This is a genomic window from Dickeya fangzhongdai (genome assembly GCF_002812485.1).
In the GTDB taxonomy this organism is placed as follows: Bacteria; Pseudomonadota; Gammaproteobacteria; order Enterobacterales; family Enterobacteriaceae; genus Dickeya; species Dickeya fangzhongdai.
In genome coordinates this window covers 626,660-653,149 of the sequence record NZ_CP025003.1, presented here as the reverse complement: position 1 = coordinate 653,149, position 26,490 = coordinate 626,660, and the positions used below count along the sequence as shown (strand labels likewise).

General features: G+C 49.7%; 28 protein-coding genes. 3 read left to right on the top strand and 25 right to left on the bottom strand.

Annotated elements, in window-relative coordinates; genetic code table 11:
- Positions 1 to 238 precede the first annotated feature (238 nt).
- The 5 genes from CVE23_RS03100 to vapB form a co-directional block, all read right to left on the bottom strand.
- Complete coding sequence (locus CVE23_RS03100) at positions 239 to 1,153, bottom strand: integrase domain-containing protein (RefSeq protein ID WP_100848873.1); 915 nt, start codon at positions 1,151 to 1,153, stop codon at positions 239 to 241.
- Between the two features lie 1,062 nt (positions 1,154 to 2,215).
- The gene (locus CVE23_RS03095) at positions 2,216 to 2,827 is read right to left on the bottom strand and encodes a DUF2726 domain-containing protein (protein WP_100848872.1); all 612 of its coding nucleotides are present in this window, start codon (positions 2,825 to 2,827) and stop codon (positions 2,216 to 2,218) included.
- Between the two features lie 129 nt (positions 2,828 to 2,956).
- A complete protein-coding gene (locus tag CVE23_RS22630) occupies positions 2,957 to 3,217 on the bottom strand; it encodes a hypothetical protein (RefSeq protein ID WP_145958402.1) in 261 nt (86 codons plus the stop codon).
- 336 nt (positions 3,218 to 3,553) lie between these two features.
- The gene (locus CVE23_RS03090; RefSeq protein ID WP_100848871.1) at positions 3,554 to 3,970 is read right to left on the bottom strand and encodes a type II toxin-antitoxin system VapC family toxin; all 417 of its coding nucleotides are present in this window, start codon (positions 3,968 to 3,970) and stop codon (positions 3,554 to 3,556) included.
- On the bottom strand, positions 3,967 to 4,197 hold the full coding sequence (gene vapB, locus CVE23_RS03085) for a type II toxin-antitoxin system VapB family antitoxin (RefSeq protein WP_024109781.1): 231 nt from the start codon (positions 4,195 to 4,197) through the stop codon (positions 3,967 to 3,969). Before vapB ends, CVE23_RS03090 begins: the two co-directional genes overlap by 4 nt.
- 200 nt (positions 4,198 to 4,397) lie before the next feature.
- On the opposite strand from vapB, the gene CVE23_RS03080 reads away from it, so the two are divergent.
- Positions 4,398 to 4,862 (top strand): hypothetical protein, encoded by a 465-nt coding sequence (locus CVE23_RS03080; RefSeq protein WP_100848870.1) that lies wholly within the window; start codon positions 4,398 to 4,400, stop codon positions 4,860 to 4,862.
- 36 nt (positions 4,863 to 4,898) lie between these two features.
- Here the strand turns inward: CVE23_RS03080 and CVE23_RS03075 are convergent, their stop codons facing one another.
- The 5 genes from CVE23_RS03075 to CVE23_RS03055 are packed head-to-tail and all read right to left on the bottom strand — an operon-like array spanning position 4,899 to position 9,640.
- Positions 4,899 to 6,443, bottom strand: coding sequence for a conjugal transfer protein TraG N-terminal domain-containing protein (locus CVE23_RS03075; RefSeq protein ID WP_024109779.1), 1,545 nt, complete (start codon positions 6,441 to 6,443; stop codon positions 4,899 to 4,901).
- On the bottom strand, positions 6,440 to 6,817 hold the full coding sequence (locus tag CVE23_RS03070; protein ID WP_100848869.1) for a hypothetical protein: 378 nt from the start codon (positions 6,815 to 6,817) through the stop codon (positions 6,440 to 6,442). Before CVE23_RS03070 ends, CVE23_RS03075 begins: the two co-directional genes overlap by 4 nt.
- Positions 6,818 to 6,828: 11 nt before the next feature.
- Complete coding sequence (locus CVE23_RS03065; RefSeq protein ID WP_225622675.1) at positions 6,829 to 8,211, bottom strand: integrating conjugative element protein; 1,383 nt, start codon at positions 8,209 to 8,211, stop codon at positions 6,829 to 6,831.
- Between the two features lie 50 nt (positions 8,212 to 8,261).
- Positions 8,262 to 9,194, bottom strand: coding sequence for a TIGR03756 family integrating conjugative element protein (locus CVE23_RS03060; protein ID WP_225622674.1), 933 nt, complete (start codon positions 9,192 to 9,194; stop codon positions 8,262 to 8,264).
- Positions 9,195 to 9,229: 35 nt separating this feature from the next.
- Positions 9,230 to 9,640 carry a TIGR03757 family integrating conjugative element protein gene (locus tag CVE23_RS03055; protein WP_100848867.1) on the bottom strand — a complete coding sequence of 137 codons (411 nt, stop codon included), beginning with the start codon at positions 9,638 to 9,640 and terminating at the stop codon, positions 9,230 to 9,232.
- Positions 9,641 to 9,843: 203 nt separating this feature from the next.
- Between CVE23_RS03055 and CVE23_RS03045 the strand changes: the two genes are divergently transcribed.
- Entirely contained in the window at positions 9,844 to 11,076 is a 1,233-nt protein-coding gene (locus CVE23_RS03045; RefSeq protein ID WP_145958401.1) for a HEPN/Toprim-associated domain-containing protein, read from the top strand.
- Positions 11,077 to 11,124: 48 nt separating this feature from the next.
- Here CVE23_RS03045 and CVE23_RS22850 read toward each other — a convergent pair whose 3' ends face one another.
- From CVE23_RS22850 to CVE23_RS02995, 11 genes are all read right to left on the bottom strand, one after another.
- Positions 11,125 to 11,295, bottom strand: a complete 171-nt coding sequence (locus tag CVE23_RS22850; protein WP_167389536.1) for a hypothetical protein — start codon at positions 11,293 to 11,295, stop codon at positions 11,125 to 11,127.
- Positions 11,296 to 11,436: 141 nt separating this feature from the next.
- Positions 11,437 to 11,985 carry a hypothetical protein gene (locus tag CVE23_RS03040; RefSeq protein WP_024109770.1) on the bottom strand — a complete coding sequence of 183 codons (549 nt, stop codon included), beginning with the start codon at positions 11,983 to 11,985 and terminating at the stop codon, positions 11,437 to 11,439.
- The gene (locus CVE23_RS03035; protein ID WP_100848864.1) at positions 11,982 to 14,828 is read right to left on the bottom strand and encodes a conjugative transfer ATPase; all 2,847 of its coding nucleotides are present in this window, start codon (positions 14,826 to 14,828) and stop codon (positions 11,982 to 11,984) included. The genes CVE23_RS03040 and CVE23_RS03035 overlap by 4 nt, the downstream gene beginning before the upstream one ends.
- Positions 14,828 to 15,232, bottom strand: coding sequence for a TIGR03751 family conjugal transfer lipoprotein (locus CVE23_RS03030; protein ID WP_100850397.1), 405 nt, complete (start codon positions 15,230 to 15,232; stop codon positions 14,828 to 14,830). Before CVE23_RS03030 ends, CVE23_RS03035 begins: the two co-directional genes overlap by 1 nt.
- 14 nt (positions 15,233 to 15,246) lie before the next feature.
- Positions 15,247 to 16,788: a TIGR03752 family integrating conjugative element protein gene (locus CVE23_RS03025; RefSeq protein ID WP_100848863.1), complete on the bottom strand. Its 1,542-nt coding sequence runs from the start codon at positions 16,786 to 16,788 to the stop codon at positions 15,247 to 15,249.
- A complete protein-coding gene (locus CVE23_RS03020) occupies positions 16,778 to 17,659 on the bottom strand; it encodes a TIGR03749 family integrating conjugative element protein (protein ID WP_100848862.1) in 882 nt (293 codons plus the stop codon). Before CVE23_RS03020 ends, CVE23_RS03025 begins: the two co-directional genes overlap by 11 nt.
- A gap of 41 nt (positions 17,660 to 17,700) precedes the next feature.
- The gene (locus CVE23_RS03015) at positions 17,701 to 18,357 is read right to left on the bottom strand and encodes a PFL_4703 family integrating conjugative element protein (protein WP_100848861.1); all 657 of its coding nucleotides are present in this window, start codon (positions 18,355 to 18,357) and stop codon (positions 17,701 to 17,703) included.
- Positions 18,354 to 18,722: a TIGR03750 family conjugal transfer protein gene (locus CVE23_RS03010; protein WP_100848860.1), complete on the bottom strand. Its 369-nt coding sequence runs from the start codon at positions 18,720 to 18,722 to the stop codon at positions 18,354 to 18,356. Before CVE23_RS03010 ends, CVE23_RS03015 begins: the two co-directional genes overlap by 4 nt.
- An 8-nt stretch (positions 18,723 to 18,730) precedes the next feature.
- Complete coding sequence (locus CVE23_RS03005; protein WP_225622673.1) at positions 18,731 to 19,033, bottom strand: TIGR03745 family integrating conjugative element membrane protein; 303 nt, start codon at positions 19,031 to 19,033, stop codon at positions 18,731 to 18,733.
- 78 nt (positions 19,034 to 19,111) lie between these two features.
- Positions 19,112 to 19,354 carry a TIGR03758 family integrating conjugative element protein gene (locus CVE23_RS03000; protein WP_024109762.1) on the bottom strand — a complete coding sequence of 81 codons (243 nt, stop codon included), beginning with the start codon at positions 19,352 to 19,354 and terminating at the stop codon, positions 19,112 to 19,114.
- On the bottom strand, positions 19,354 to 19,677 hold the full coding sequence (locus CVE23_RS02995; RefSeq protein WP_100848858.1) for an integrative conjugative element protein, RAQPRD family: 324 nt from the start codon (positions 19,675 to 19,677) through the stop codon (positions 19,354 to 19,356). The genes CVE23_RS03000 and CVE23_RS02995 overlap by 1 nt, the downstream gene beginning before the upstream one ends.
- A 578-nt stretch (positions 19,678 to 20,255) precedes the next feature.
- Between CVE23_RS02995 and CVE23_RS02990 the strand changes: the two genes are divergently transcribed.
- Positions 20,256 to 21,683 (top strand): coiled-coil domain-containing protein, encoded by a 1,428-nt coding sequence (locus tag CVE23_RS02990; RefSeq protein ID WP_100848857.1) that lies wholly within the window; start codon positions 20,256 to 20,258, stop codon positions 21,681 to 21,683.
- Between the two features lie 319 nt (positions 21,684 to 22,002).
- Here CVE23_RS02990 and CVE23_RS02985 read toward each other — a convergent pair whose 3' ends face one another.
- The 4 genes from CVE23_RS02985 to CVE23_RS02970 all read right to left on the bottom strand — a co-directional run bounded on the left by CVE23_RS02985 (position 22,003) and on the right by CVE23_RS02970 (position 26,470).
- A complete protein-coding gene (locus CVE23_RS02985) occupies positions 22,003 to 23,007 on the bottom strand; it encodes an IS110 family RNA-guided transposase (RefSeq protein WP_100848856.1) in 1,005 nt (334 codons plus the stop codon).
- 79 nt (positions 23,008 to 23,086) lie between these two features.
- Positions 23,087 to 23,845: a TIGR03747 family integrating conjugative element membrane protein gene (locus CVE23_RS02980; RefSeq protein WP_100850396.1), complete on the bottom strand. Its 759-nt coding sequence runs from the start codon at positions 23,843 to 23,845 to the stop codon at positions 23,087 to 23,089.
- Complete coding sequence (gene traD, locus CVE23_RS02975; RefSeq protein WP_100848855.1) at positions 23,829 to 25,928, bottom strand: type IV conjugative transfer system coupling protein TraD; 2,100 nt, start codon at positions 25,926 to 25,928, stop codon at positions 23,829 to 23,831. The genes CVE23_RS02980 and traD overlap by 17 nt, the downstream gene beginning before the upstream one ends.
- Complete coding sequence (locus CVE23_RS02970; protein ID WP_100848854.1) at positions 25,925 to 26,470, bottom strand: restriction endonuclease; 546 nt, start codon at positions 26,468 to 26,470, stop codon at positions 25,925 to 25,927. Before CVE23_RS02970 ends, traD begins: the two co-directional genes overlap by 4 nt.
- Between the last annotated feature and the right edge of the window lie 20 nt (positions 26,471 to 26,490).

Below are 26,490 nucleotides of genomic sequence, written 5' to 3'. Positions count from 1 at the left end.
TTTACGCTAATCACTTCAGGACGTCATGCCATACATTACATGAAAATGGTTTACTCAACCAGTTCAGGAGTAAAAGTCTTAACCTTGCCTATACTCTGACTGACAGTGGGCGAGAAATTGCCCAAAAAATTTACACAGATTCAGTAATGAATACTAATAATACAGAAGGCTGATCGTAAAAAAACCGGTCGCAGCCCTGCAAGACTGCGACCGGAAATAATAAATGATTAATCCGTTGTCAAAGCGCATCTGCATCATTCAACTTTTGACTATAGACGCGCTTAATATAATCACCACGGCCATCGCCATGCCCCAGATCCATTGATGTCAATGCATATGCTTCCTTCTCGCTAAATCCCTGCGATTTATAATATGCTTCAGCATCCTGTGCATACGCATATCGTAATCCATGATTAGACTCTTCATTAACCAGCCCGCCAGTTCGTCGCATGACATTAATATATCGATCCATCGCTTGACTTAGCGATGGTTTATCAATCAATTTCCCGTTATGCGTGTCGGCGTAATCAATAGCGTTATTTAGAGCAGCCAGTAGTTTATCGCGATCAATGATTCGGGTATCTCTCGGCCTTCCACCTTTTGTTCCGAACACAACCCGGACTTTATCATCTCCCCGTAATAACGCCTGTCTCCACGTTTTGATTGATTTTGCAGACTGAACAGCTTCTTCATTTCGTAACCCTAAATGACGTGCCAGTTGCATGACTGCGGCAACGCCCTCATCCTTTTCTTTAACAAGGGCGAGCGCTGTGTGATAGCGCTCGTCCGATATTGCAACTTTCGTCCCCGCACGACTGGCATTTGAAATGCCCAACGCTTTATTACTTAGCCGTTCATGGTCCGGATCAGCCATCTTGGTTTTTCCTGCTGCCCGACATATTGCGCGAATAGCCGACATTTCATTTTGAAGCGTACGTTTTGAAATATTCTCAACCTGGCGACTTTGCATATACAACTCAATATGTCGAACCTTTAACTGTTCGGCAGAACGTATTTGAATATTCAAATCTGCCAACCGCCTTGCCAGTCGCTCAACAATCTTTGAGCGGTCAGAAATCGTTTTAAAACCACCTGACTCCCGTCTGGCCAACGTAACAAAATCGCGAACCAATAATCTTTCGTGTCTGGACATAAACTTCTCCCTGGACAAAACGTATGACGTCGCCCTTTCGTCTTAAAGCCAAAAGAGCGTTGCTGTACGTTTTGAACTGAACGTACTAAATGGCGGACATCTTCCCCTGACGGCACGGTTTCTTTTGCGCTTCCTGCGTCTTAACGGGTATCTGTGCATCAGGGAATGCAAGATGTTGAGGTATTGAGGGGTCTCAAATCAGTGGAAACTGACTGCAGCGCATGCTGTACCTGTTGCCAGGTCACCCCCGACGTCAATCCTCATTGACGTCGCCATCGATACCGCGTTAATTCTCTCCTATTTTCAAAATGTTAGGCGTATTCATGACGGTCTCCCGTGCGTTTACGCGTTGGTTAAATATCGCATCCAGCAAATTCCGAACGTATCCACTACGTGTTTGTCCGAATGTCAAACGTCCCGGAAAGCCTTGCGAGAACAGGTTAAAGCGTTGTGCGCTGCGCGCGTCACTTTGTCATCGCTTCGCGTGAGCAAAGTGACGCCGCGCAGCTTTAACCTTCCAATGCGACTCCCGTAAGCGGCCAAATGTACCAAATGGCCTTATACGTGCGTGCAAAGGTCGGACGCTGCTTTAGACGTATCTGAAATGCTCGTAAAGATGAAAACTTCACACAACAGTAATAACCTGCTGCTGAAGCTATCGAACTGGTTCTGGCACTGCCGACCAGTATTTGAGTGGATTAACTAACCTTCATCACCACGCTCGTAACGGCGTTCAAACTACCTGGTGATATCTGCTCTCAAAGGTGGGCAGATTTACCGCGCTTCTTCATCACGCCCCTTTCCTTTCAGGCTCTGGAAAAGTGACTCAGCCACCCGAAGGCGATCCTCACAGGCTGACAGATCATTGGTGATCGTCCCAAGACGATAAGTACAGCAGTGAGATACTAACAATGTGATTCGAGATCGTCAAACAGTTACCCACATACCCACCGGCAAAGTCGGCTCGACACTCGCCGACCGCTCCCGTTCGCCAGCCCCTTTGGTGGGAGCTGGCTCACTGGCTTATTTGCCCGTGGATATATGGATAACTGTGAACACGTATTACTCTGTGTATGAGTTAGCTAAATCTCTTTCTCTCCATATATCTGGTTTGATATCAATATCATCAACAGGAACACGTAAAAAACCTATCTTAGACAGTGCCAGAATTTTGTTTAATTTATTGTCTCTCTCAATCCTGCTAGGTCTTTGATGTGTTTCATCATCGAGTTCAATAACACAAACGACTTTATTCGTTTTCTTTGAAACCAGTACATAGTCAAGAGCCATGTTGTTTACTATTGCGGAAAAACGTCGATAACTCTCATCATCATAACTCTTATTTGGCACAAATATTATTTGCCCCAAAGAAACCTGACAATGGATATAACAATACTCGCCAAACCATTTATTCAGATTATGATAGAAAGCAGATTCACTTCTTGTAAGGAAATACCCTTTTCTTTTAATTTCCACCCCATTATTCACCATACCCCAGAACAAATCATCACGACCAATTCTTTTAGGTATGAACATATCTCTATATTCATACTGACTTCCATTCGGGGCGGAATGTGTTCTTTCCACACTACCTTTTTTAGAATTCGTGGGCTTCGGACCTTTAAGCCAATATATAAGAATCAAAACAACTATAACTACAACAATAAAATCCATAAAAAACCCATAGAAAATCTTGAAAAATTACAAAGTCACACCCACATCCACCCAAAATAATATTCTTTCAGAATAAATCGAAGAAAAGCCGCGTAGCGGCTTTATCCGGAAATAAAAACAACCCCTTCATTATTTATTTCCTGTCAAATCAGCAAAGATGGACATAATTCTTTTATTTATACTATCACATTCATCATTACTCGCTCCCGACGGATAATCAATATGACTATGGCCATGAGAAAAAAAACCGTCTGCACTAGTAAATTTAAATTTCACATCATAGCTTTCGTTTTTAAACTCATCACGAAGTGCTTCTTCAAAAGATTCACTAGTAATGTTTTCTCTTTTACAGCTAGGAAAATGAATGTCTATAACAAGCGTTCTTTCCATAAGGTATGTCTCTCACCCATAAAAATAGTAGTACCGAAAAATATTAATAATTCTTCTACCTGATAAAAAGCCGCTCACGCAGCTTTTTATCAGAATGGGATTACTTCCCTTTTGAAGGGGCATTCCCACGGTTGTTGCCAGATGGATTTCCGGTTGTACTTGGCCAATTACCACCAGAACCTGGATGGCTCGATGGCCCACGGCCTTGCCCCTGATTACTTCCCTTTGATGCTGAAGATCCGCTGTTTTTTGACATCGCTAATTATCCTTGTTTGGTTGTCCCGAGAAAAGAATAGTAGACATCATTCCGGGCTGCCACAGCGGCTCCGCTATTTTTCAACAGCACCAATCTTCAATATTTAGTCCCGGTACCCGTGCAAACTCCTTCACATTATTGGTCACCAAAATGGCGTCCGCCGCAATAGCATGCCCGGCAATAGCTGCGTCATTGTTACCAATCGGTGTGCCGACAGCAGCCAGCGTAACCTTGATGTCTGTGGTGGCATCCACCGCGGCACGATCCCATGGCAGCACAGTATCAAGGCGAGCACAAAACGCATCAACCAGCAACGCATGGCGTGGCGAAGCCTTTTTTCCAATTGCTCCGAACCGCATTTCGGCATAAGTAATAGCCGACACCACAATACGGTGACGTCTCAGTACGGCTTGCTCAAGTCGCTTCAGTACTGCTTCTGGTTGTTCACGCATTATAAAGGAGCAAGTACAGGTATCGAGCATGTAGGTCTTACTCATAGATCAAAACGACCCTCATCACTGACAACATCTTCACGTTCAATCAGAAAGTCTGAATCGGCTTTCTCTTCCTGCAGGAACGAACTCCAGGTGGGTTTGACCGGACGGAGGATAATCGTGTCACCTTCACGGACTATCTCCAGCTCGTTAACACCCTCAAAGTCCAGATCACGAGGCAGACGGATGGCACGGTTATTGCCATTTTTAAATACAGATACAGTTCGCATGTCTTTCTCCTGGCCGAAGGGCCGTTGTGCGCGTACTACGCATCTTACATATGTAAAGTATATGCAAACTTTTGATGTATGTATATGCTTAGGATATACTAAGATAACTTGCTGGTTTTACAATCAACACATCTTATGCGCCGGGTATATTTTGAGCTATACTGGTACTAAGTAACGCTTTGGATAATAAGGATATGACCATGCAAAACGCGGTTCAGAACAAGGCTTATCAGCGAGGGCTGAAAGTTGCCTCCATCTGGAAGAATGCGAAGAGCAATCTGATGCGGTGGGACGTAAAGTGCGTAGACTGGGCAACCAGACACCACATTCCCAAGTGGGTCGGTCACATGCCTGTCATTACGGGTATTGTGTTGTTTCTATCCGGTGCATTTCTGGGTGGTATTGTTCTTTCTGTCATCATGCTCTTTGTTGCCGCATTTGCATCAGTAATGTTTGGAAGCGCCTCCACCGTTACAACTGATAATGCCAGTAATACTAACAACAACGTATTTTCTGATGATCTGTTTGTATCTAAATCTCCAGAAAACTCGGATGTGTACGATCTTGACCATCCATATAATGACCCGCACTACAACGGATGCCCCTACGGCGACAAGGTCGAAGATTATAATACTTGCAGGAATGATGGATACACTGGTGTATAAGTTCAAAGGGAGCATGATTAGCTCCCTTTGTGCATTTTATGGTTTTTTCAACCCCTCATTAATTCCACTCTCAAAAGCTCCCATCGCTTTGCCGGCAACACTCCCAGCCTGCCCTCCTGCCTGCTGAGCCGCCATCGGGCCTTTATCTATAGCTGCCGCTAGCACATTGCTGACGTTAATCCCGGCCCATGACAATGCGCCCACCCACACTGCCGGCAGAACAATGAACATGGTTCCCAGCACAAATGTCATAACGATGTCATCAGATGTGTTTTGAAACCCAGCCAGATTAAATCGGCTATGAGTATCTGAGCTGTACAGCGCCTCCAAAAACCAACTATCTAACCAGCGAGCCAGTTCCCACCAGAACGTCAGAAAGTTCAGCGCAAAGATTACAAACGTCAGCGTAATTACCACTTTGAACTCATAGACACCAAACGCCAGAATTAACGGCAGCAATACGTACATGGCCATCAACAGTACTGCCTGAACCATCGGCAGCGCCTGACGCATCGCATCAAACGCCGGAAATGCTGCCAGGCTACCTAACGCACTGCCGGCAATGGCGCCTAGTCGGGTAGCCGTATTCATGGTGGTGAAGTCAGCGTTACCACCGTAGCCTGCATAAACCTGTCCGCCCTGTGAAATGTTGAGACTTTGCGGACTGACTAGGCGTCTAATCACGGCTTCCTTGTAATCAGCGGTACTTTTCCCCATCATTTTCAACGCTGCAGATAAACGCAGCCACATCCCTGGGTCTGCCTGATTAACCACCCTGTCCTGCAAACCGGTATCCGCCGTAGACCACCACTCGTTACACGTTGGATAACCGCCCCGGCCAGTGTTGGGTCGTCCACTGTCTCTCGATTCGCTCCAGGGGAAGCTGGGGCGTGGCATTTTAGAATTCAACGATCCGTAATAACGTGAGCGAAATGTCGAGCTCCCCAGCCACTCGATATCCCGCAACACTTCCTTGTCGGTAGTCATCCCCTGATCTTGTTGTTTCCACATGTACAACGCCAGGGCGTAACAGTCGTTTGTGAAGTCTTGCAGCTCTTCAGCCAGTGCGGGATTATCGATACTGGTATGCTGTACCTCAAAACGTACCTGTCGGAGATCCGGTCGGCATGGGATTGTCGCCACTGCGGCCTGCGTGATCCCTTTCGACAACCTGTGTACGACGGCCCACCACACCGGCACTGCAGCCGTCTGGTCGTTCAGGCTGGAAACAACGCCTGAGTATCCGGATTCATCGGGTGCCTTTGGCGTCCAGGTACCACAGGTTTTAGCGCGGGAAGCGTCATACTCTATCGCGCTCAGGCTGACATTAATTAACGGTACACAGCAGGCCAGCATGACGATAAATGCGCCGTAGATAGCATTCTCTATACGAGGAAGTGACAACATGCCTTTGTTGCCCTCATCCTCCCCTTCTTCTCTGACACGCATCCAGATACCCACGATCTTGAAGGCCAGTGGCGCCGCAAACAACCCGGTACCAATCAGGATGTTCCACAATCCATTATTTATTACCCAGCCCAGCAGTGTCAGAAAATACTCCAGGTAGCTGTTCGTGATCATGATGCCTCTCCCGGCGCACTAAAAATGGCATACTCGCAGATCAGCAAAAACACAGCTCCCACAATAGCTATGCGTATTAGCGACTTCCTGTACTCGGGCTTACAGCCGGAAGCGCGCCAAACCTTCCAGAGTCCCCAGCCTAACGCGCTATACAGTGCCAGCCGCCAGACCAGCCATACCATCCGGGTGTGTTGCATCCATTGCCGTAATGCCAGAAATTCATCGGGGTGCGACATCCCTAAACGTGCAATCAGGAGCGCGATCAGCATCGTACCCGTGATCACTGCCAGGATAAGTAATGTGCGCCGGACACCGCGACGCATCTGCCCGAGTACACGCTGAAGTGGTGGTATATCGGTGTGTTTAATGTCCATCGATGCCTCCCTTACTTCTGTGTGTCAGGCAACGACATTTGATTGAAGCGCGTATCTGTGTTGTCCTGTACCTGCTTCTGCGGGTTCACTTCAACACGATTATTCTCACGCTCAATGATTGTCAGTACCGAGTTACGTGCCAGTTCCCGCTTGAGCTCCATCTCGTTTTTCAGCGCAGCGATTTCTCGGTCGAGCGCTTCGACACGCTTCGTTCCTTCATCAACTGCGGCTTCCTGTGAAGCAGCGTTTGGCTCAGACATCCCCGTTACCAGCATGCGACGCATCAGCAATGCCGTCTCGACGGTATCTGCCATTGCGAGTTCACTAGCCAGGCGCCCGGTCAGGGCGGCGTTATCCGGGTCACGCTGTAGTGCGTAAATCACACCACTGGTGATACTCAGGCTCCCCGTTTTCAATTTGGCCAGGTTGGCCGCCGTCGGTTTTTCACTACCGTTCACCAGTTTCACCAGTTGCTCGGTATTGGCTTTTGTCGCTTCTTCCAGCATTGGTGCAAAGCCGGTTCCTGCCTGTGTAGTCCCAGGCTGCTGGGCATCATCGCCGCTGGTACATTCGGCGGCGTTCTTGCACGTTCGCATCGACCGATCACCCAATACCTGAACGACAGCTTTCGCGGCTTCTTCCGGGTTACTGAACTTCTGGCATACAGACCCGTTACAATTACTGGCACTGACCGAGGCGGTACTCAGCACAGGCTGGCTGGTCATCATGTTATAGCCAGCTGCGGCCAGGTCATGGGTTGGCCTGATAGCCGGCTGCCCTTTACCGCCACGACGCTGGCCACCGATCCAGTTCTGACCATTATTCCCAGTAAGCTTTTGCGAATCGTTATCGACCTGGATACCGTCCGCTTTTCCGCTGTTCACCATCTGCTTGTACTCATCCGCTAAGGCTGATTGCGTCCATTTGCTTGAGTCCGAGAAATCCATCATGCGCTTGGTCATGTTCTGGCAATTGAACATCGCTTTATCGAACGCCATATTCGCCTGCAATACCCCGTTGGTCAGCATGTCATACAGCCCCGGGTTAGCGCGCTGGATGACCGCGCCAGGTAAACTGCCCACGGCTCCCGTTGCGCCCTGGATAACCTCTCCCATTAAGTTCTTGAAACCCGATGTAACACCATTCAACTGGTTACCGACCGTGGTCCTGAGGTCAAAGTTCCCGCACTGCAGGTCCGAACTCCACCCCAGATCCACCCCCAGTTTCTGCATACTGCTGCGCGTTGCCGGCTGCGAGATAACTGAGCCGCCACCCAACGTGTAAAACAGCTTGTCTGACACACCGCCGCTCATATCGGCGCCATAACCCAGGGCGCTGTTATTCGCCTGAGGCAGATTGACATTAAACAGATCGGCGAATGCTCCTGGCGTCATCAGCAGGCTGATGACCAGGGCACATGATTTCACTTTCATGGACAACCCCATTAAAAATTCGTGGTATATAAAAGCCGCTGGCCACGACGCTGGCAGCAGCTGTACGGTTGCCAAAGTGCGTAGGCTTCATTGCCATTTTCCGCACTGACATGATCACCATCTGGAAAGATGGCGCAGGAGGTACTCATCTGAGGTGAGAGACGCTGCCACTTATGGTTGTTCGTGTTTTCGGTAACGGGTTCAGGTGGCCAGTAGCCGTCTGTACGGGAACCGGATAAAGCCTGGTAGACATGAGGCTGCCCCGTTCGGGTGATAATGTCGGCCACACGTTGGGCAACAATCGCAGATGCCTTGTCATCATCGGTATGCTGAACGAATCCAGACCGGGGATAGATACTGCCCCACATATTTCCTGAGGTCGTACTCCCCAGCTCGCGCTGTCCCGGCACGAGGGCTTCTGGATAGAGAAATTCAGGGATACCTGTTCGCCAGGCGATAGAATCCAGCGTGCTCAGAAAATACGGCATCAGTGGGGTGGCGGCACTGTTACAGGAATACCCCGGGATCTGGCCACCGATGATGGCTGCAGATGGATGACCGATCGCATCGGCATACTTGAATTTGATATTGGATTTACGGCGTCCAGGGTCCTTAATGTCAGCGGCGTTACCCCCTCCCGCTGACAAACCGGCAAACGCATTCGTCACCGTATTTTCCAACCCACCGGCCCCTTGACTGACCAGAGACATCTCCGCCCAAGGATTTCCGCCCGGCGCTATATAGGTGGATACCACGGCATCTGGAATGAAATGCGTTACTTTGACAGAGGTCCGTACCTGGCAACCGAATGGTGTGCAAAACAGCCAGTAACAAATTCCACTGATACGCCAGCTGATGCAAGTGGGTGATATCGCGCTCGCCACAATCTGTGCCGTATTGATCGCTGCGATCGCTGCCGGCTCACTGGCGGCCATTAGCATCATTCCCGCTGCAATCGGTCGTAACCGAACCCGCCACTTCATGGGCGGCCCCCAGTTTCAGTCGCTTTGGCTCTTAAGGCCGTCGCTTTGGCGACATCCAGCGTGCCGTAAACCACATCACGATCATCAAAAACAATAGCAGGATATTTACTGACGCCGAGTTCCCAGGCATGCATAACACCACGGTATGCAACCTGCAGCGCCTGCTCATGCCGCTGCCAGTCTGGCGATTGCATCATCGTTCGTACCTGTGAAGCCGCCTGCTCCATTGATGCCGACAGGTCACCAAACAGCGAGTTCTGTAGGTGTTCCGGGCCATCCAGCCAGACGATTCGCGTCCCAGGAGAAAGATTAACGGGGGGGTGTTGTGTGTCGGTATAGACGACAGGGTTGGCCAATAACGGCACAGGCGAGAGTAAAAGAAGAAAGGCAGCCACTTTGCTGTTCATCACCACGCTCCTTTGGGTTAAGAAATACCCTTCAGGGTGCAGCAGGCGCGAAAGATAAACAGCGATTAACTCTTTCTTATATCATGAAAATAAACGTTAAAAAGCATGTGACTGGCTAGCAAGCATATACACACCACTATTGATACACTGAAAGAATTATAGCCTTTGTATGTCAATAAATTATAGGATAGGGAGTGCTAACTATGTCCGACTGGGCCTTCATGAGGATCTGTGGCGTAACTGTTGATTCATGGCAAAACAGTTATGACCCATGGTATTTCAGAGCTACAGACCGTGTGCGGCACATCCATATCCCCCACACTCCACTTGATTATGAACATTACACCGAAGGCGATTTTATTGGTTACCGCACTACTGCGGCTCAGCTTCGCCGACGGCTGGCATTGCACGGATTTGACCGGGATTCGCTTGAACGCCATTTTAATGAATCACTAGCCTTGCTCATCGAGAGTATCCAGGTTGCACTCCTTCTACTTCATGAACGTCGTGAGGGCAATGAATTAGTCCATCACTTACTTAGTCGTGCCAGTAAGGTCCTACCATCCAGCACATTGGATGACTGGCTGTCACGTATCCCTCGCGCCATTTCACTAACCAAAGGAGATAGTGTTGAGGACTACTTCAACATTCAGGATCACCCTATTGAGGAAGATCCGCTTCTCTCCGTAATGCTTTCATCTCTCCCATATTTTTCTGATACTTCTATTGCTGCGAAATGGCACTTCCCTTGTCAACTTAATGATTTTTTTGCGGTAGCTATATTGGAAATCAGTGACGATGAGGAAATTTGCGAACTGGATATTACTGAACTGGTTTATGGCGAGCGGGCTGATGACTTTACAGACATCGAAGAGATTCAGCAGGGTGCGACAAGCTATTTTCTGACTTGCTGCAACTCGCTTACCCAGATAACCAACTTGTCCGCCACAGACACGGGAAACCAAGTACTTCAACGTATGTGTTATGCCAGCATTATTACTGCGATGGAAGCCTATCTGGGTGATGTTATGAAACGTGAAGTTCTGAATCGTGAACCAGTGAAAGTACGCTTTGTTGAGCATTACAAGCCTTTCAGCTCACAAAACTTCAAACTTTCTAATATCTATATTCAGCTAGATAAACTAGACAAACTCATCACTGAAGAACTGGATGGGATTGCATTTCATAATCTTGTTATTGCAAAACAAATGTTCGAGAGTGTTCTTCTTACGAAGTTTCCACAAAAAGAAATGGCAGAACTGAACCGTGCGGTAAAGACACGCCATGATATAGTTCATCGTAACGGGAAACGTACCAGTGGTGAGTTAATCGAGGTATCGTACGATGAGGTGGTCAGGCTGAAGGATATAGTGCATCGATTTACTATTCACATAGACCAACAGATTTTGGATGGTTTCGTCACTGACGATCAATAAAACCATAAAGAGATCACACACGTGATCTCTTTATACATATTAATTGCGCTAGGAAATATGACTTGAACTATATTCAGTAAGCTGAGTATGTATACGTATTAGTACATCCATAATCTCTTGCTCTTCTTCAGTATAATCACGTTCACCAATATAGGTAGCTAACTTACTGCTAATATCCGCATAATCAGCAAGTAGCTTATTAATTACTTCAGGATCCATTTTATTTTCCTTATTTTAATCGTACAGCCTTTGGCTGTACATATACATTATACCGTAAAAGATTTTTTCGTTCCGAAAATCTAAGTCTCTATAGATATAACGTGCCGATCTCCCCATCGGCACATTTTCATCATTACCTTATTAGTGGCTGTCCGAATCTGATGACGACGTATCCGAACCCGAATCTTTGAGCCGGGCCAGTTTCCGACGCAGACTTTCTGTCGTAGCGGCGGCATTGCGACGCTGGCTTTCTGCATCATCAAGCAACCGCTGGGCATCAGTGCTGATTCCCGGGATTTTATCCGCTGCCATCTCTTTCAGATACAACACCAGATACACAACATCCACCGCATCCGGCACGGATACATACCAGCGAGGATGATCGTACTCGTCCGACTCTGGCCAGCTGGTTGTGCCGGCCACAGTGATCAGAATATCGACGCACTGGCCAACACCCCGTTCGCCTTCAAAATGCAACGCCACGTTGCTGCGCGTACCGACCCGATGCGGGTGACAGGTAACACGGCATTCGCCTGGCACTCGCTGCCGGATAGCCTCTCGCAGGTGCTGAAGGGCCTGATCGTTCTGCAGAGAGATCCCTGCCACACCCTGTGGGTACAGGTTAAAAATGACCGGAAATGTACTGCTCTCCGGCTGAATAGCAGGCGTCGGGTATTTCAGTGTCATCATGCTGATTTATTCTCCAGGCCTCTGGCTTTGTCTAACGCCTTCGCGACCAATATTGCCGCATCCAGTTCCGAACAATTGTGTTCGTTCATCAAACGACGTCGCTCCACTTTTTCTTCTTTTTCTGTCATTCCCAAAGCCAGGTAAAGGCTGGGAGGAACCGCTCTGAACAATGCCTGAATGTTTTTCGACAGCACCACCCCTTCGGTATAGCATTTGTCCAGCTTACTGGCAGACATCAGCACCGACTTCTGCTCATCTGTCAGCGACTTGAACCGACTAATGTCATCGACCTCTTTTTTAGGCATGACAAGACACAGCCACCACTCGGCCATATTCAACATCTTGCGGGAGATATCAGGGTAGTCTTCCAGGTTCTGCGTCGCCAGCCACAGCCAGGACCCCAGTTTTCGCCACATCTTGACGATTTTGGTCATGTACGGTGCCAGCAGCGGGTTTACAGTGGCGATATGCGCTTCATCGACGGTGAAGACGATATCCCGCCCGAGATACTGATCGCGCTCGGCGATGTTATTGATGGTATTCGTCAGTGACACCATGGTCAGCGCCATCTGGGCCTCGTAGCCTTCTCGCGCAAAATATCCCAGGTCGATCAGCGTAACATCGGCTTCTGGCCACAACTGTCCTTCCCGGTTGAACAGCTCCGCTTCAAAACTCCCCTCAAGCGTGAAAATCCCCAATGACTCAGCCATTTCAGCCGCTTTAGCCTGCCGCTGGGGGTTTCGGTTCACATCCACCGAAATCCCCAGCAATGCACGCTGCAAATCAGAAGGCAGCATCTGCCGCCCCTCGGCGTACGAGGCTCGGGCACCCATCAACAATGCCTCACGGATCATGGTGCGATCGGCTCGCTTCAGGTCGTCCTCTTCTTTGACATCCCCCCCGGTGATCATCATCCTGGCCGATATCTCCATTTCCCCGAGGATGTCACGTTTTTCGGTATCCCCTTCCTCGTCATCTTCTTCAGCATCGAGATCGGGCAAAGCATCAGCATCCAGCGTTAATGGTACATCGCTATTCAATAGCTGATGAGCATCACCGAACAGCGGCAGACTCAAGCCATTTCCCGGCTTGATACTCACTTTATTGACGGTCAGTCCCAGCCGCTCAAAGTAATCGGCCAGCAGCCCAAACGAGTTGCCGGCTTCAGCAATAAACAGGCGCGGACGATGAATGGCCATTGTCTGTGACAACAGGGCACAAAGTGTCGCCGATTTACCGGCACCGGTCGGTCCAAACAGCAACATATGCGCATTCTGCCCGCGATCTTTTTTGTTGAGCGGGTCAAACGACAGCACATCACCGCCGCGGTTGAAGAAGCTAAAACCAGGATGCCCCGTTCCCGTCTCCCTCCCGGTAACCGGAAGCAACCCCGCCAGGTGCTGAACCCAGGTCAGTCGTGTATACCAATGTTTTTTATCCATCTCCGGGTTAAAACACATCGGTAATGCACGTACGTAGGTATTCAGCGGCCCGACATCGTATTCCGGACGAACTGGTTGCAGACCTGCCCCCAGCAGTACCGTAGTCAGCTCTACGCGCTTGTGATTCAGCGTTTTCAGATCGTCTGCGCGCAGCAGGAAGGTCAGACCGGCGCGGTACAACTTATGCCGGTTACCCAGGTATTCCTTCACCGTCCTGACATCCTGACGCACACGCCCGGACTCGGTATTTTCGCCGACCGCATTCTTGGACAGACTGTTAAAATCAGCTTCCAGCTTGTCTTGTGGCTGAACCACAATCGTCATGCAGAAAATAGTTCCCTCCGGGAAGAGGTCCATCAACGCATTGATTTTCTCTCCCCGAACCTTCTCACCCGTCACGGCGCCGGGTTCAGGCGGCTTACGCAGCTTCTCGACCGGTAATGCGCAATGGGCCTGATTGTCAAACCACCACACGCCATTTTTGGCGTCAGATTGTGGCGGATTGAACCAGAGTGTTTCAGCAAAATCATTCATCACCGGCATCATGCCGTCCGGCGTATCGCGACTGTCAAAATATGCCGCCTGTCGATATAAAACCTGTTTATCCACCCAATCGGGCGCTGGGTTGAAGTGACGCAACAGCCAGTCATGTACCTGGTGACCATTCTGCCGAACACACACTACGCCGGCACCCGATAACGCGCTGGTTACGCGTTCGCACACCTGGTTCAGCATCTCCACCGGTGGCATCGGATCACGGTTATTGCCAATCCATCGATAGACCACCATACGCGTACGACGTTGCTGACCACGCCAGGGTTGTCCGGTGATCAATGTGTCGTGAAACAGCCCGTCCGGGCGCGCAATTCCCCGTAAATGTCGTTCAGTCTCCTGCAGCCAGTCCTCGGTGAATGCACTGCCCTGCGCATGAGGTTTAACGTAGCTCCGTAGCCGGTCTATGTAGACATCAACATTATCCTCATCCTGGCAATAGAACTGTATAACCCACGGATTCTCATCATATTCATCAAAACTATCCTGTATCGCGTCTTCAACAGTGTCGCGGATCTGCTCCAGTCGATCATCTGTTCGCCCCTCAGTGGCCACAGGGGTCAGTTCAAACACGGCGCCAACAGAAATACCGTCATCCAGCAGCAGGCATTGCTCCCGATCCAGGTACTCCACCCATGGCAGAAAATCGATAATCGATGGGTTGGCATGATTCAGCCGCTCCTCATCGAGGACAGTCATCTGCCCTGGACGCGTTAATGCGTCACGCCCGGATACATGATGTGGAACACCCTCGCCGGAAGAGAACGGAATATCCTGCCTGGGTTCTTTCTTTTCGCGAAGCGGCGCGTCTTTCTTGAGGCGCTTTCGATCAAATAACGAGAACAGCATTACAATGCCTCCACGCGTTCGCCAGGCATCGCATATTGCGTCTGGCTGTAAAATGGAAACACAGTGCTATATCCGGGAATTGGCGTATTACCATCAGCAAGATGCGGAAAGAGGTACATCACCATATCGGGGTTCGGCAACCGGGGAAACTGCTGACTGATTTCGCTCTCCTGGGTACGGCTGTAACTGCGATCATCACGTAACGACGCTTGTGTCTCTCGTGAATCCAGTGGGCGGCGTAATGCGTCTCTGGCCTGGGCCGCCTTCCGGGTAGTTCCCTCCCCGTCTGCGCCATTCCACAATTCAAGCATGGTATGTTCTCCTGCCGGCAACATCTCCTCTTTCGAAGTTGAACATCCCCCTAACAGCAGGGGGATCAGCATAATAATCATCAATTTATCCATGTCAGCTTCTCGCATCAGTCCAGACCATGCTGACCGGCACTGTCTGCCGGCAACACAAAATTGTCATAACGAACCTTCCGCCCTTTTTGCTCGTAGTCGATCGCCAGTTGGCGGGTAATATGCACTGCCAGACGCATACCAGGGGGCACATAGATGGCGTCGAAGGTCTGGCCATAACGTTGTTTCACCCAGTCCGTCGTTTCACTCAGCCCCCCGGCAACAGCCTTACCGAGCACAGCCTGCCCTGCATCACCAGTCAGTGACGACGTCACTCCGCCATAGCCGTTCGTCTGCGTCGTCTGCTGGTTCTGACTCAGAGCACTGGCGGCTCCTGAGCCTGCAGACAAGGCGAATAGGGTCGGCAGGTAGGTGGAGGCATTAGACTTTCGCTCACCGCTGATACACGGGATCCCGGCTTCATCTGAGATCCAGCCGATACCGCTGCTGGCACTCCCACCGGATGTATTTTGATTACCGCTACTGTTGCCGGCATTGCTGCTGCCATTAGCATCGGCGCGGGGTAACGTACGCACAGTTCCGTCGGCAAAGACAAACGTAATGCTGGTCACCTGCCCCCGGACACACGACAACGTCCAGTCCCCACTGGCCGTGCCGGAGACAATCGCACCTTCAACGTCAGGCAGCTCGATGCCATTCGCCGTGAGGTTGTCTTTACCAATTAATACTTTGAACGGGTACGGATCAGTGACCGTACCGTTAATAGGAATGCGGCCGAGTAAGGCCGTCATTGCACGGCTGCCGATGAGGGTGGAGTTTTCAGGTAAGGTGTAGACAGGATCAGCCTGCTCCTTTTCCTTTTCGCCAGAGTACCCTTTTACCTGTTGTTCATAGGCGGCCTTCTGGCGTGTGAGCTCGTTGTCGCTCAGAAAAGAGGTCGGAAACTGAGGCGCAGACAGGGTACCGCCGACGCCAGTAGTTGTCTTATCCGACGGCTTCTGATCTCTGGGCGTGACCCACAGCATGCCATCAGCGCCTTGCGTCGTGGTGCCACCGGCATCACTTCCCATCCCGTCAAGACCCAGACCCAGCGGAATATCGCCCTGCCCCTGACCTGATTGTGGGTATCCTCCGGTGACATGACTACCCGGATTGCTCATCGCATTGGCCAGTTTATCCGTCAGTTCCTGAAACCTGCTCTGCAGCCGGATCTGCTCATCCTGTAACTGTTTTTGCCGTGCGTCATACGACTGCTGCACGCCTGCAACCGCTTCATTGACCTGCCCCGAAACATCAGTGCTGCGTTTCGTTAGCTGGTCGTTTTGCTTTCGCAGCTCTTCATTCTGTTTACTCAACGCAGACAGTTCACCACGGACCTGATTCAATGAGCCGACTAGCGTTCGTAACGTATCCTGCGGCGTATCACCCGCGACGCCCAGCGCTTTGAGCTCTTCCTGAGATAAACCCAGCGTTGTCGTTGTCTGCCCACCGCTGTTTTGCACGGGTGTCGACTGACAGCTTTTTACGCCGATCAGGGCACCGGCCACCACGACAGTCGGCACAATAATCTTGACCAGCATATTCGATTTAATCTGCATGCTTGCTCCCTTTTCGGCTCTTGTCGGGTTTGGCGCTGACAGCGATCGTCGGCTCGGCGACAAAGGCAAGCTCAGGTCGCCCGGCTGTCACCAGATACAACGTTGTCGTGTCTTCCGGCGATCCTGTCGGCCCCACCCATCGATGCTGGAATGTTGCTGAAACGAACTGCCCTTGCAGTACACGCGGATCCAGCACGATTTTCCGGCTGACGGTATTACGGACCCGTAGGGCTACGACTGTGCGGGTCCCAACCCCCCAGGCGGCCAGCGTTGAAATCTCCAGCGGTTCTGACGGGTAAAGGGTCGTAATTCGTGCGGGCAATCGGGGGTTTACGGGGTGGATCCCTGTCACTGGCTCCACAGCCCGTAACGGACCATACAGTGACTGCGCGGCATAACGAGTCAGAACAACAGGCAGGGGGGCGTTGTAATGTGGCGTCTGCGGTTTTGTCGCGCTGGCCTCTTCCGCCGTAGCGGAAGAAGAGGTGGATTTACTACGACTCGCTTTATCTGCTGCCGTACTGCTGTTAACGGAGGTCACATCACCGTTATAAACAATACGGACTGGCTCTGTTGGGCCAGTAGGTGTGGCAGTGACATCCAGCAGGATGATTTCGCCACTCTCCATATCCTGCAGTTGGACACGCGTTTGTGGAAAGGCACTGTCAGCCTTGAGATACACAGCTCCGCCCGTCGACTGTACTCTCAACTTGCCATCCAATGCCCTTGGGAAACCCACTCGCACATTTTTGTCCGCAAAAACGACGCGTTCCTGCCCCACTTTTAATGGGATCGGCAGCGGAATGCGCTCCCATTTCATGAGTTCATCCGCTGAGACACCCAGTGATACAGCCAGCAGGATAGCCATCATTCCAGCGCGGATACCTGGGGTAAAGGGAAGACGACTCAGACTCACTGTGTTCCCCCTTTTTTATCAGTCTGAGGCTGATGCGAAATCTCCAGCCGCTGGGGAACGCTGTCATAACAGTCCAACGCCAGGCCAAAGGGATTACGCTCGGCATCCCCCTCCCACCGAACCACTTTCAGAGGATAACGAACCAGAACGCGTTTGACCGGCTCTGTGTGATAATACTCGTCGGTAACCAGATCAAGCCGGACAACCCAGTTATCGCGGCTCAGGACATCCACACTGTCGGTGTTATAACCCCGCCCTGGTATTTCATAGACAACACGAACACGATCCAGCAGCTCATTGCTCAATGAGCGTTTTTTCGCATCCGCATTCAGAAAATCCTGACAGGCCGGTGTCAGATACGACGACAGGCTGTAAATTTTGGCGGGATAGTCCTGTTCACCGTTTTTTGGCCAGGAGTTCAGTTGCTGGAAAATGTAGTAGGCAAAGCTGTAGACGGTAGGTGCGGGCACCTCCCACCATGGCCGGGTACTGCCCGTGCGCAGATCAGGCGGAGTATGAACAGTCAGCTTATCCGGCGCCCGCATCCATCCCCAGATTGTTATCACTAACAACACAACCAGTACGCCACACGCGGTACGCAACGTTAGTATGTGCTGATCGCGATTTTGTATCGCATGCCGAAAACGGCTCATGAGTCCCCCTTGATTACTGATCGGCTGCGGCGTAATGACCAACCTTGTGAATGGATAATCAGTGCGGCTTTTCCCCACCCCCAGTGACGTTTCTTTTCCTCCAGCCGCTGCCAGATGTAATTTTCCGGTTTGCCTCGCTTGATACTCGACATCCAACGCCCCCCGAACCCGATGACCAACAGCGGAGTCAATAACATGCCGGTTGGAATAATGACCCAGCCGACAAGGGGAATAAGAAACAGCGACCAGAGGAAGCCCGCGCCGACACCGACCAGCGCAGCCAGGCCTAATTCGGGAGTAGTGAAGCCGCGGAATACGACAGGTTCAGCGTTCAGACGATCCGGTAAAAATCGAATGGTCTGCATAAAGCACCTTACAGAATGATGCTGGCTGATTTGCCCAGCAGCCAGATGACCACGACAAGCAGAATGGCGCCGACAACCACAATCGAACCGAATTTGGTCCAGGACGCACGTTCATTACGCACATCAACAAACGTGTGACCTGCAGCGATCGCAACGTTGATGAACATGATGGCGGCAACCAACAATCCCCCCAGGACAATACCGTCCTGAAAATAGCCCTTTATTTGCCCCAGCAGCCCCGACCCGCCACTCGATTGAGGTGCTTCGACTGACGGCAACCCCGCCAGTGCGGTATTGCTCAGTACACCCATGGTGAACCAGACGAACGCTAAACGTGACAGCAAGTTTTTAAACATCAGGATTCCTTATTCCTCTTGGAAAGATTCAATTTAGCTGGCAAAGATCCAGATGCTCATCACCAGCAAAATGGTGGTTTTTACCGCGAAGCGCCCTAGGGCAGCATTCCGTACCTTTTCATTCGCCCATCCGTTCCATACATCATTCAGTGCCCATGCAGCCCACAAAAACAGCGCGGCCAGAACAAATCCGACGCAAATAAGGTTGAGAACCTGAGGATCAAAACCGCCGGACGCGGCTTTAAAGGCGGATGATTGCGCTGCGGATAACCCCATCAGGGACGCTCCCGGCGATAATTACCAACCAGCGTACCGGCATCGCGTGGCTGTGCCCGGGACGGTGCCAGATACATATCAATGCCGGCTTTAATGGTGTTGAGGTCTGTCGTGATGCGCTGATAATCAAAGTGATAGCGTGCCCGATCAGCCGGGTCTGATTGCGCAGCGGCAACGCGAGCCCGCTCTAACGACGCCTGTACCTGCTCAAGCAGACGCTGTGTGCTGGCCAGTTCGTCCTTTTCTGATGCTTGGGCTGGCATAGACAGAAGCAATGACGCCCCAAGCAGGCAAGCAGGAAGTGCAGAAAGAGAGGGAAACATGCACACCTCACAGTTAAGTTAACGGTGTGCATAGCATGGGGAATCAGGACAATCAGGTCAGCGATAAACCCTTTATGTAATTTTGAAAATTAACCAAACAACCTCATCTATTATGCAAGCATAACCTGATAATATCCTAACACGGAGGGTACTCTCTTGACTTTTATGTCAAATGAGCTAAATAGCTTCTCATAATAGCGCTACACTTGTGAGAGATGACATCCCGCCAGCTCTTGAACCGCGCAATGATAAGTGGAGCATTAATGCGAGAAACTATTTAGATAACCAGTATAAAAGTGGTTAGATATTCTCATATTATGAGCTATATTAGAATCTATTCCATTACGGCTATCTTGCTTGCAATTTTGCTCCTTACACTTGGGCTGTGCTCAACACCATAACGTACTTCGTGTACGCTTAGATGTGGCAAAGATATTTGAGTCTAAGCTGGCCAAGCAAGTTATGCCTACAGGGATAGAATCTGATTCAATTGCTGGCTAATAGATTGTAGCCAGATAGCTCTTGAGGGATTAGGGATCAAGCGAAATATAAAACATCATTTAAATGGGGACTTTATAATGAAGTATTTTTCCACTGGATTTTACGTTGACAACACAGCTCAATTAAAGAATATATTTGATGAATGTTTCACGTGGGTTCAAGAGTCACCTCACACATCATTCATACCAGCACAATTATTTTGCGATTATAAAAAGGAGTACAATCCATTTGAATCCGGGAATGAAAAAATAGAGATACTCATTCACGAAAATAAATCAAATAATATCACAATGTGTTGTTTCAGGTATTCAAAAATATCCACCCCACACAAATGGATAACGGACATATCTGTTAACAAAGACTTAATCCAAAAAAAAACATGGGTTCAAGTAGAGTCAAGTGTTGTTAGTCAAGAAGCAGCATACTCAGCCCCACAACCAAAAAAACCTCTTATTGTAATGCGTTTAATTGAAAAATTCCCTGGAGGGAACGATGATTTCTTTCCGATTAGTATAGAACCTTTCAGATTTAAAGACGACAACGATAGTATTAAGTTTGCATCTGACATTATAAATGGAAACACAAAAAATAAACTACCAGTAATATATGTCAGCTCAAAATATTACTTCAATGAGCACCCGCATAATATAATACCTGAGCGTTTAGCCAGAAAAGTTTGTGGCCTAGCTCATGTAGTAGTTGAGCCTGGGAGTAAAATCTTCTCCAATAAAGTTAAGCGCGCTACAAATGCTAAAAATGCTTATAGCGGTGTTGTTGGGATATATTGGCCAAAAGGACAAGGTATTAGTTTCTATAAACGAAATGAAAAATCAGCCAAGGATTTCGAGGATGAAATATATGAAGAAGTGCTCAAGGCGACTACAACAATGGCACCAATCTCTAATAGCGGTTGGTCAGAGATACAAAATCAAAAGACAAAAGAATCAATCAACACATTGAAGGAAAAAGGAGAACATACACAAGAGCTGATTGAACTATACGAAGAAGACAATACTGCGCAAAAAGAAAAAATAGATGAACTCAACCAAAAAATAAATCACCTAGAAAATAGAATAAGAATATTACAAGCTAAAGCCCCTAGCCAAGGAGATATATCAATAAGCATCGGCGACGAAATTGATTTTTATGAAAATGAAATAAAGGGCTTTATAATAACATCATTAAAACAGTCACTATTATATAAAAAAACCAACTGCAGAAGTTACCACATCATCACTTCAATAATCGAAAACAATCAAATAAAAAATGAAAAAGAGACTCATTCAAATGCATTAAAAAGAGCACTCACGGGATATAGAAACATGGATAAACGCACATTAAGCCAATTAAAAGACCTAGGATTTGACGCAAAGGAAGAAGGTAAGCACTGGAAAATAACATATAATGAAGACTCACGATACACATATATCCTACCTAAAAGCGGGAGCGATCACAGAGGATCGCTAAATGCCATATCAGATATTGACAACCTGATTTTCTCTTAATGAAATTCATTAAAAAGGCTTGGTTAAAGACATAACCAAGCCATATCAATCTATGGTCACCCCCCTTTTTGCAACACTGATTTTGACTTATGACAGGCTTGCTTAAATCTATTCGGCGTCTGGTGAACAGCAACTGCTCGCGCCACGATGAGTTCCGCGCCTGCTGAACCTTAAAAACAGGTCGGCTTCAGAGAGCCATTTGATATGCCAGGTTCATCGGCAGGCCGATATGCCGTTCATGTCATCAATAATCAGTCTTCGCAAAACCAGATAGTAACTTTCTAATTGATTGATACAAAATCAATTTAAGGTGTATTTTCTATTTACTGAACTCTGTCTGATGTGCTGTAACGGCCCATGCTATACGCGCCAGTTTGTTTGCAAGAGCACATGCCACAACGTTCGAATGGTGGCTGGCAAGCTGCTTTTTAACCCACTCCGCCAGACGCCCCGAATTATGTTCCAGCCGTCGCATGAAAGCCCGGGCACACTGAACAAGTAAACTTCTTAACACCTTGTTCCCTCGCTTGCTGATACCCATTAATGTCGGTTTTCCGCCCGTGCTGTACTGTCTGGGGACAAGTCCTGTTGAAGCAGCAAAATCACGACTGCTGGCATAATTTTTTCCGTCGCCCAGACGTGTGGCCAGCAGACTGGCTGTTACTGGCCCGACACCGGGGATAGTAAGCAGCCGTTGCGCTGTTTCATCTTCATTGAGGTGTGTTTTCAGCTCGTTATCGATTTCTTTAATTTGCTCACTAAGATAGCCGTAATGCGTATGGAGCCTTGCCAGAAGCCTTTCCAGGTAAGGTGGGATACCATTTTCCTCCAGTACCGAGGGAAGGCGTTTTATCACTGCACTGCCGCGTGGCAAGCTGATACCAAATTCCAGCAGGAAAGCATGCATCTGGTTGGTAGTTTTAACACGCTCCCGTATCAGAGAACTCCTGACGCGGTGCAGAGCTGACATGGCCTGCTGCTCTTCTGTTCTGGGCGTTACAAAACGCATAGAAGGTCGGGAAGCTGCCTCGCAGATAGCTTCAGCATCAACAAAATCGTTCTTGTTACTTTTGACAAACGGCCGGACAAATTGTGGCGCAATCAACTTAACCCGATGGCCCAGCTGAGATACGGTTCGAGCCATGTAATGTGCCCCGGCACAGGACTCCATTACCACGGTACAGGCCGGGTAGGTTGCAAGAAAGGTGGCAAGTTGAGAACGAGAAAACTTCTTACGTAGCAAGGCATTACCTTGCCGATCCTGGCAATGAACGTGAAAGGAATATTTACCCAGATCGATACCAATAAGCGTCGCGGTTTGCATGATGGAACCCTCTGAAGAATTGCACCCTGCCAGCGTACTGCCCACAGGGTGGGGGTGACCATCTCATTAACCGGAGGAATTATATATATTTCTTAAATGACGCTGTCGTCACCGTAATCGCCGTTCCCAGTAATAGCGCGGCGGGCAACAGCAAAAAATTGGGGTAGATTGATGTTGGCCAGGACAAATAAAGCATGCACGGAAAATAAAATGCCGGCTTCACCAGTCGCTTGGCATGGTGATACAAAAACGAGGACTCATAACCTGCGCCAAAACGGCGCAGATCCCGACGCCCCAGGCCTTCAACCACCGCAACAATCACAACCATGATAAACAGCGGCACCGACAACATCAGAATCGTAACCCTGACCAAGGTAATGACCGTGACGTACACCGTGGCCAGCAAGTACTCCCGCAGATAACCGGCCAGCCAGCCACTCCAGGCATTCAGCGTTCGCGCCATTTCATTGCCGCTTAGTGCCTGTACCTGATACTGATTCTTCACCCAATCCATAAAACCGCTGTTCACAAACGCCCATTGGTAGGCCGTATTGATCCACCGAACAACGGTAATGGACGGTTCAGACAGCAACAAGCTGCGTGTAAACCCAGACGACAGGTAGCCCAGTTCAGTATTCATCACCCTCAGGCTGTGAGCCGCCCCTTCATCTGGCCACAGGAACACAATTCCAGCGTATTCAATCAGCAGACTCAGCAGTAACGACGCTATGACAATGCCAATCAGTTTCCATGGCCATCCCCATATCAGATTGTAAAACAGCCCATGCTGACGTTTGGGGGCTGGTTGCTGAGTCGGGGTTTTATTCTGCTGTGCCATGAACACCTCCGACATTCGGCAGTGCGCTACCACTCCACCATCCTTCACTGGAGTGATAATTCCGCCGCATTGCCTCCGCAACATCCTGCAGACTGGCAGGCATCAATGCATCATCAATGTCATTAGCCGGCAACGGCATACGAATCTTCCAAAGCTGGCCACCTTCCAGCAGTGCGAACGCCTGGCCTTTGGGCAGGCTGACGACATCGGGGGGCTCAATCAACGGGGTCTTCACTGTACCGACACGATCTTGCGTACTTGAAGTAAAGTCCTGCCCGGTTTCAACATTGGGGCTATCTGAATAACCTGACACCAGGGTTTTGCTATAAATTTCAACCTGAGGCAATTGTGTCGTCAGCAGTTCAGCGGTCTTGTTGTCACGCACACGCAGCATGATCAACGTGTTGAAGTTACCGATGACCTGAGCTGTTTTCGCACTGTTGCCAATACGGGCTTCAATGTCTGACGATGTTTGCGTGTACGCAGTCACTTGGACACCGGCACCGCCCCCTTTATTGATCAGTGGAATGAATTCATCACCCATCAATTCGTTGAATTCATCGCAATGCAAGTTTACCGGTATTTTCTCATCCTGTTTTCCAGGCAGGCCGGCATTCACACCGTATTTATAGATATGGCCAGCGACACTGACAAGGTCAGCAAACATGGAGTTTCCCACTGCCGACGCGACTTCGCTGTCGGTCAGTGCATCAAGGCCGATATAAACAACCCCGCGTTTACGGACAATCTGTTCCCAGTCAAAAATCGGCCTGGGATCATCCATGTCGAGATAATCAGGGGATAACAGTGACGCCGTCTTGCCCGTCGTCAGCTTTTCCAGCAACGGCAACAGCGATGCAACAATCTTGTCGAAGTAGGTCCGGTCATAACGAACAGCGCTACGCAGGCCATCTAAAATAGGGTCATACAGCTTTTTCCCGGTTTCTGAACTTAGCGCCACCTCTATCGCCCAAATCCCGGCAGCATTTGGCTGCCCCTGCATGTTCCGAGGTACATCGTCATCCTTGAGTACGCCCAGGTTATTTGTGATCTGCTGCTGCAGCTCAGGCAATTGCTCACGAATGACTTTCTCCGCATAGCGTTGATACAGGTCTGCAATGTTATTCACATAGCGCATGATCAGTGTGTAGTCTGGCCGTTCGCCCAGTGCGACCAATGCTCTGGCTACAATATTCACAAAACGCCAGGCGAACTCCTTAAACGCTGCACTGTTACCCTCGCCGCTCAGTTGCCCGGCCACTCGCGAGGCAACTTCAGACACGCGACCAAACCGACCTACCGCGTTATAGCGGGCAGAAATCTCCGGCCAGCCCAGATGAAAGATATACAGCGCATCTCCGCGCCCAGCGCGGTGCGCCTCAGCCCAGACCCGGCGTAATAAATCCGCATCGCCTTTCGGATCAAATACGATGGTGACATCGCCGCGGCGGATATCTTGGGTGATCAATAACTCGGCCAGTCGGGTTTTGCCAACCCGTGTGGTTCCCAGAACAATCGTGTGCCCGGGCCGATCGCCCAATGGCATGGTGACGTCGGCTTCATTCGGCTCGATACCGTGCAATACCGGCTTACCACCGACTGGGGGCAATGGGCGAACCGGATTCAACGGCGTATCAGCGTTCAATAATCGGGTCAACCAGGGTAAATGATGCTCTGTTACATTCTCCAGCCGCCGTGCTGCCTGATACAACTGTGACGGCCGAATGTAACGTTCAACCTCAGGTCGCAACGTATCATGCAGCCGCTGTGTGTGTTTCTGTGTCCACATGAACCCCTTGCCGAGGAACAACCGACGTCGGCTGACAGGGATTTGCTTGCTACTCATAACGTAACGTGGCAAGCGGCGCAGGTTACGGCGATATGCAAGAACCTGCATTCCCTGGCGAGTACGGACAGCAGCCAATACGGCAAAACCGCCGGCAGTGACATAACTGACTGAAGGTGCCAGGGCCACAGCCCAGGGCGCTTTAACACAGACAAACGCGGCAACAGCAGATACTGCAGCAGTATTCAGTTCAACTGCCGGGCGCAACAATGCCTCAACCACATAACGATTGCTCATTTTTCACCCCAAATATTGTCCAACCAGTGAGGGTTACCTGCCAATAACGTCAATAAACGTTGCCCACTGATAATGAAAAGTGCGGTATTGCCATGGCACCATCCTGATGCGTATTTCCAGCTTTTATCACCCGTCCGTCCTGTATGAATGAAGAAGCCATTACACTGGTGCTTTGTAAGCAGTTTTGAAAATGCGCTAACGTGGTGGGGTGATATTGCGTTTTTGTAGCGTTTGGCCTGAATCAACCAACGCTGTCCATGGATAAATACCTGCCCATCCATGCCGCCATCACCGCTATATGCAGCGTTACGGATCACCTGTAACCCGTAACGCTCAAACGCCAGCAATAGCAGTTCCTCAAAGACATACGGGTTGACACGCCGCAAATACGCCAGCCGCGGCCCATCACCGGCCAATGTTTGCAATTTCGTCAGTACCCGTTCCGCACTGGCACGATAACGACGGTGACGCCGGGTACTCGCTTTTTCACGTACACGCCACCTGTTTGATATACCGAATGCAATACCGAAAAAAATCACCATCCCCAATAAAGCCAGCGATG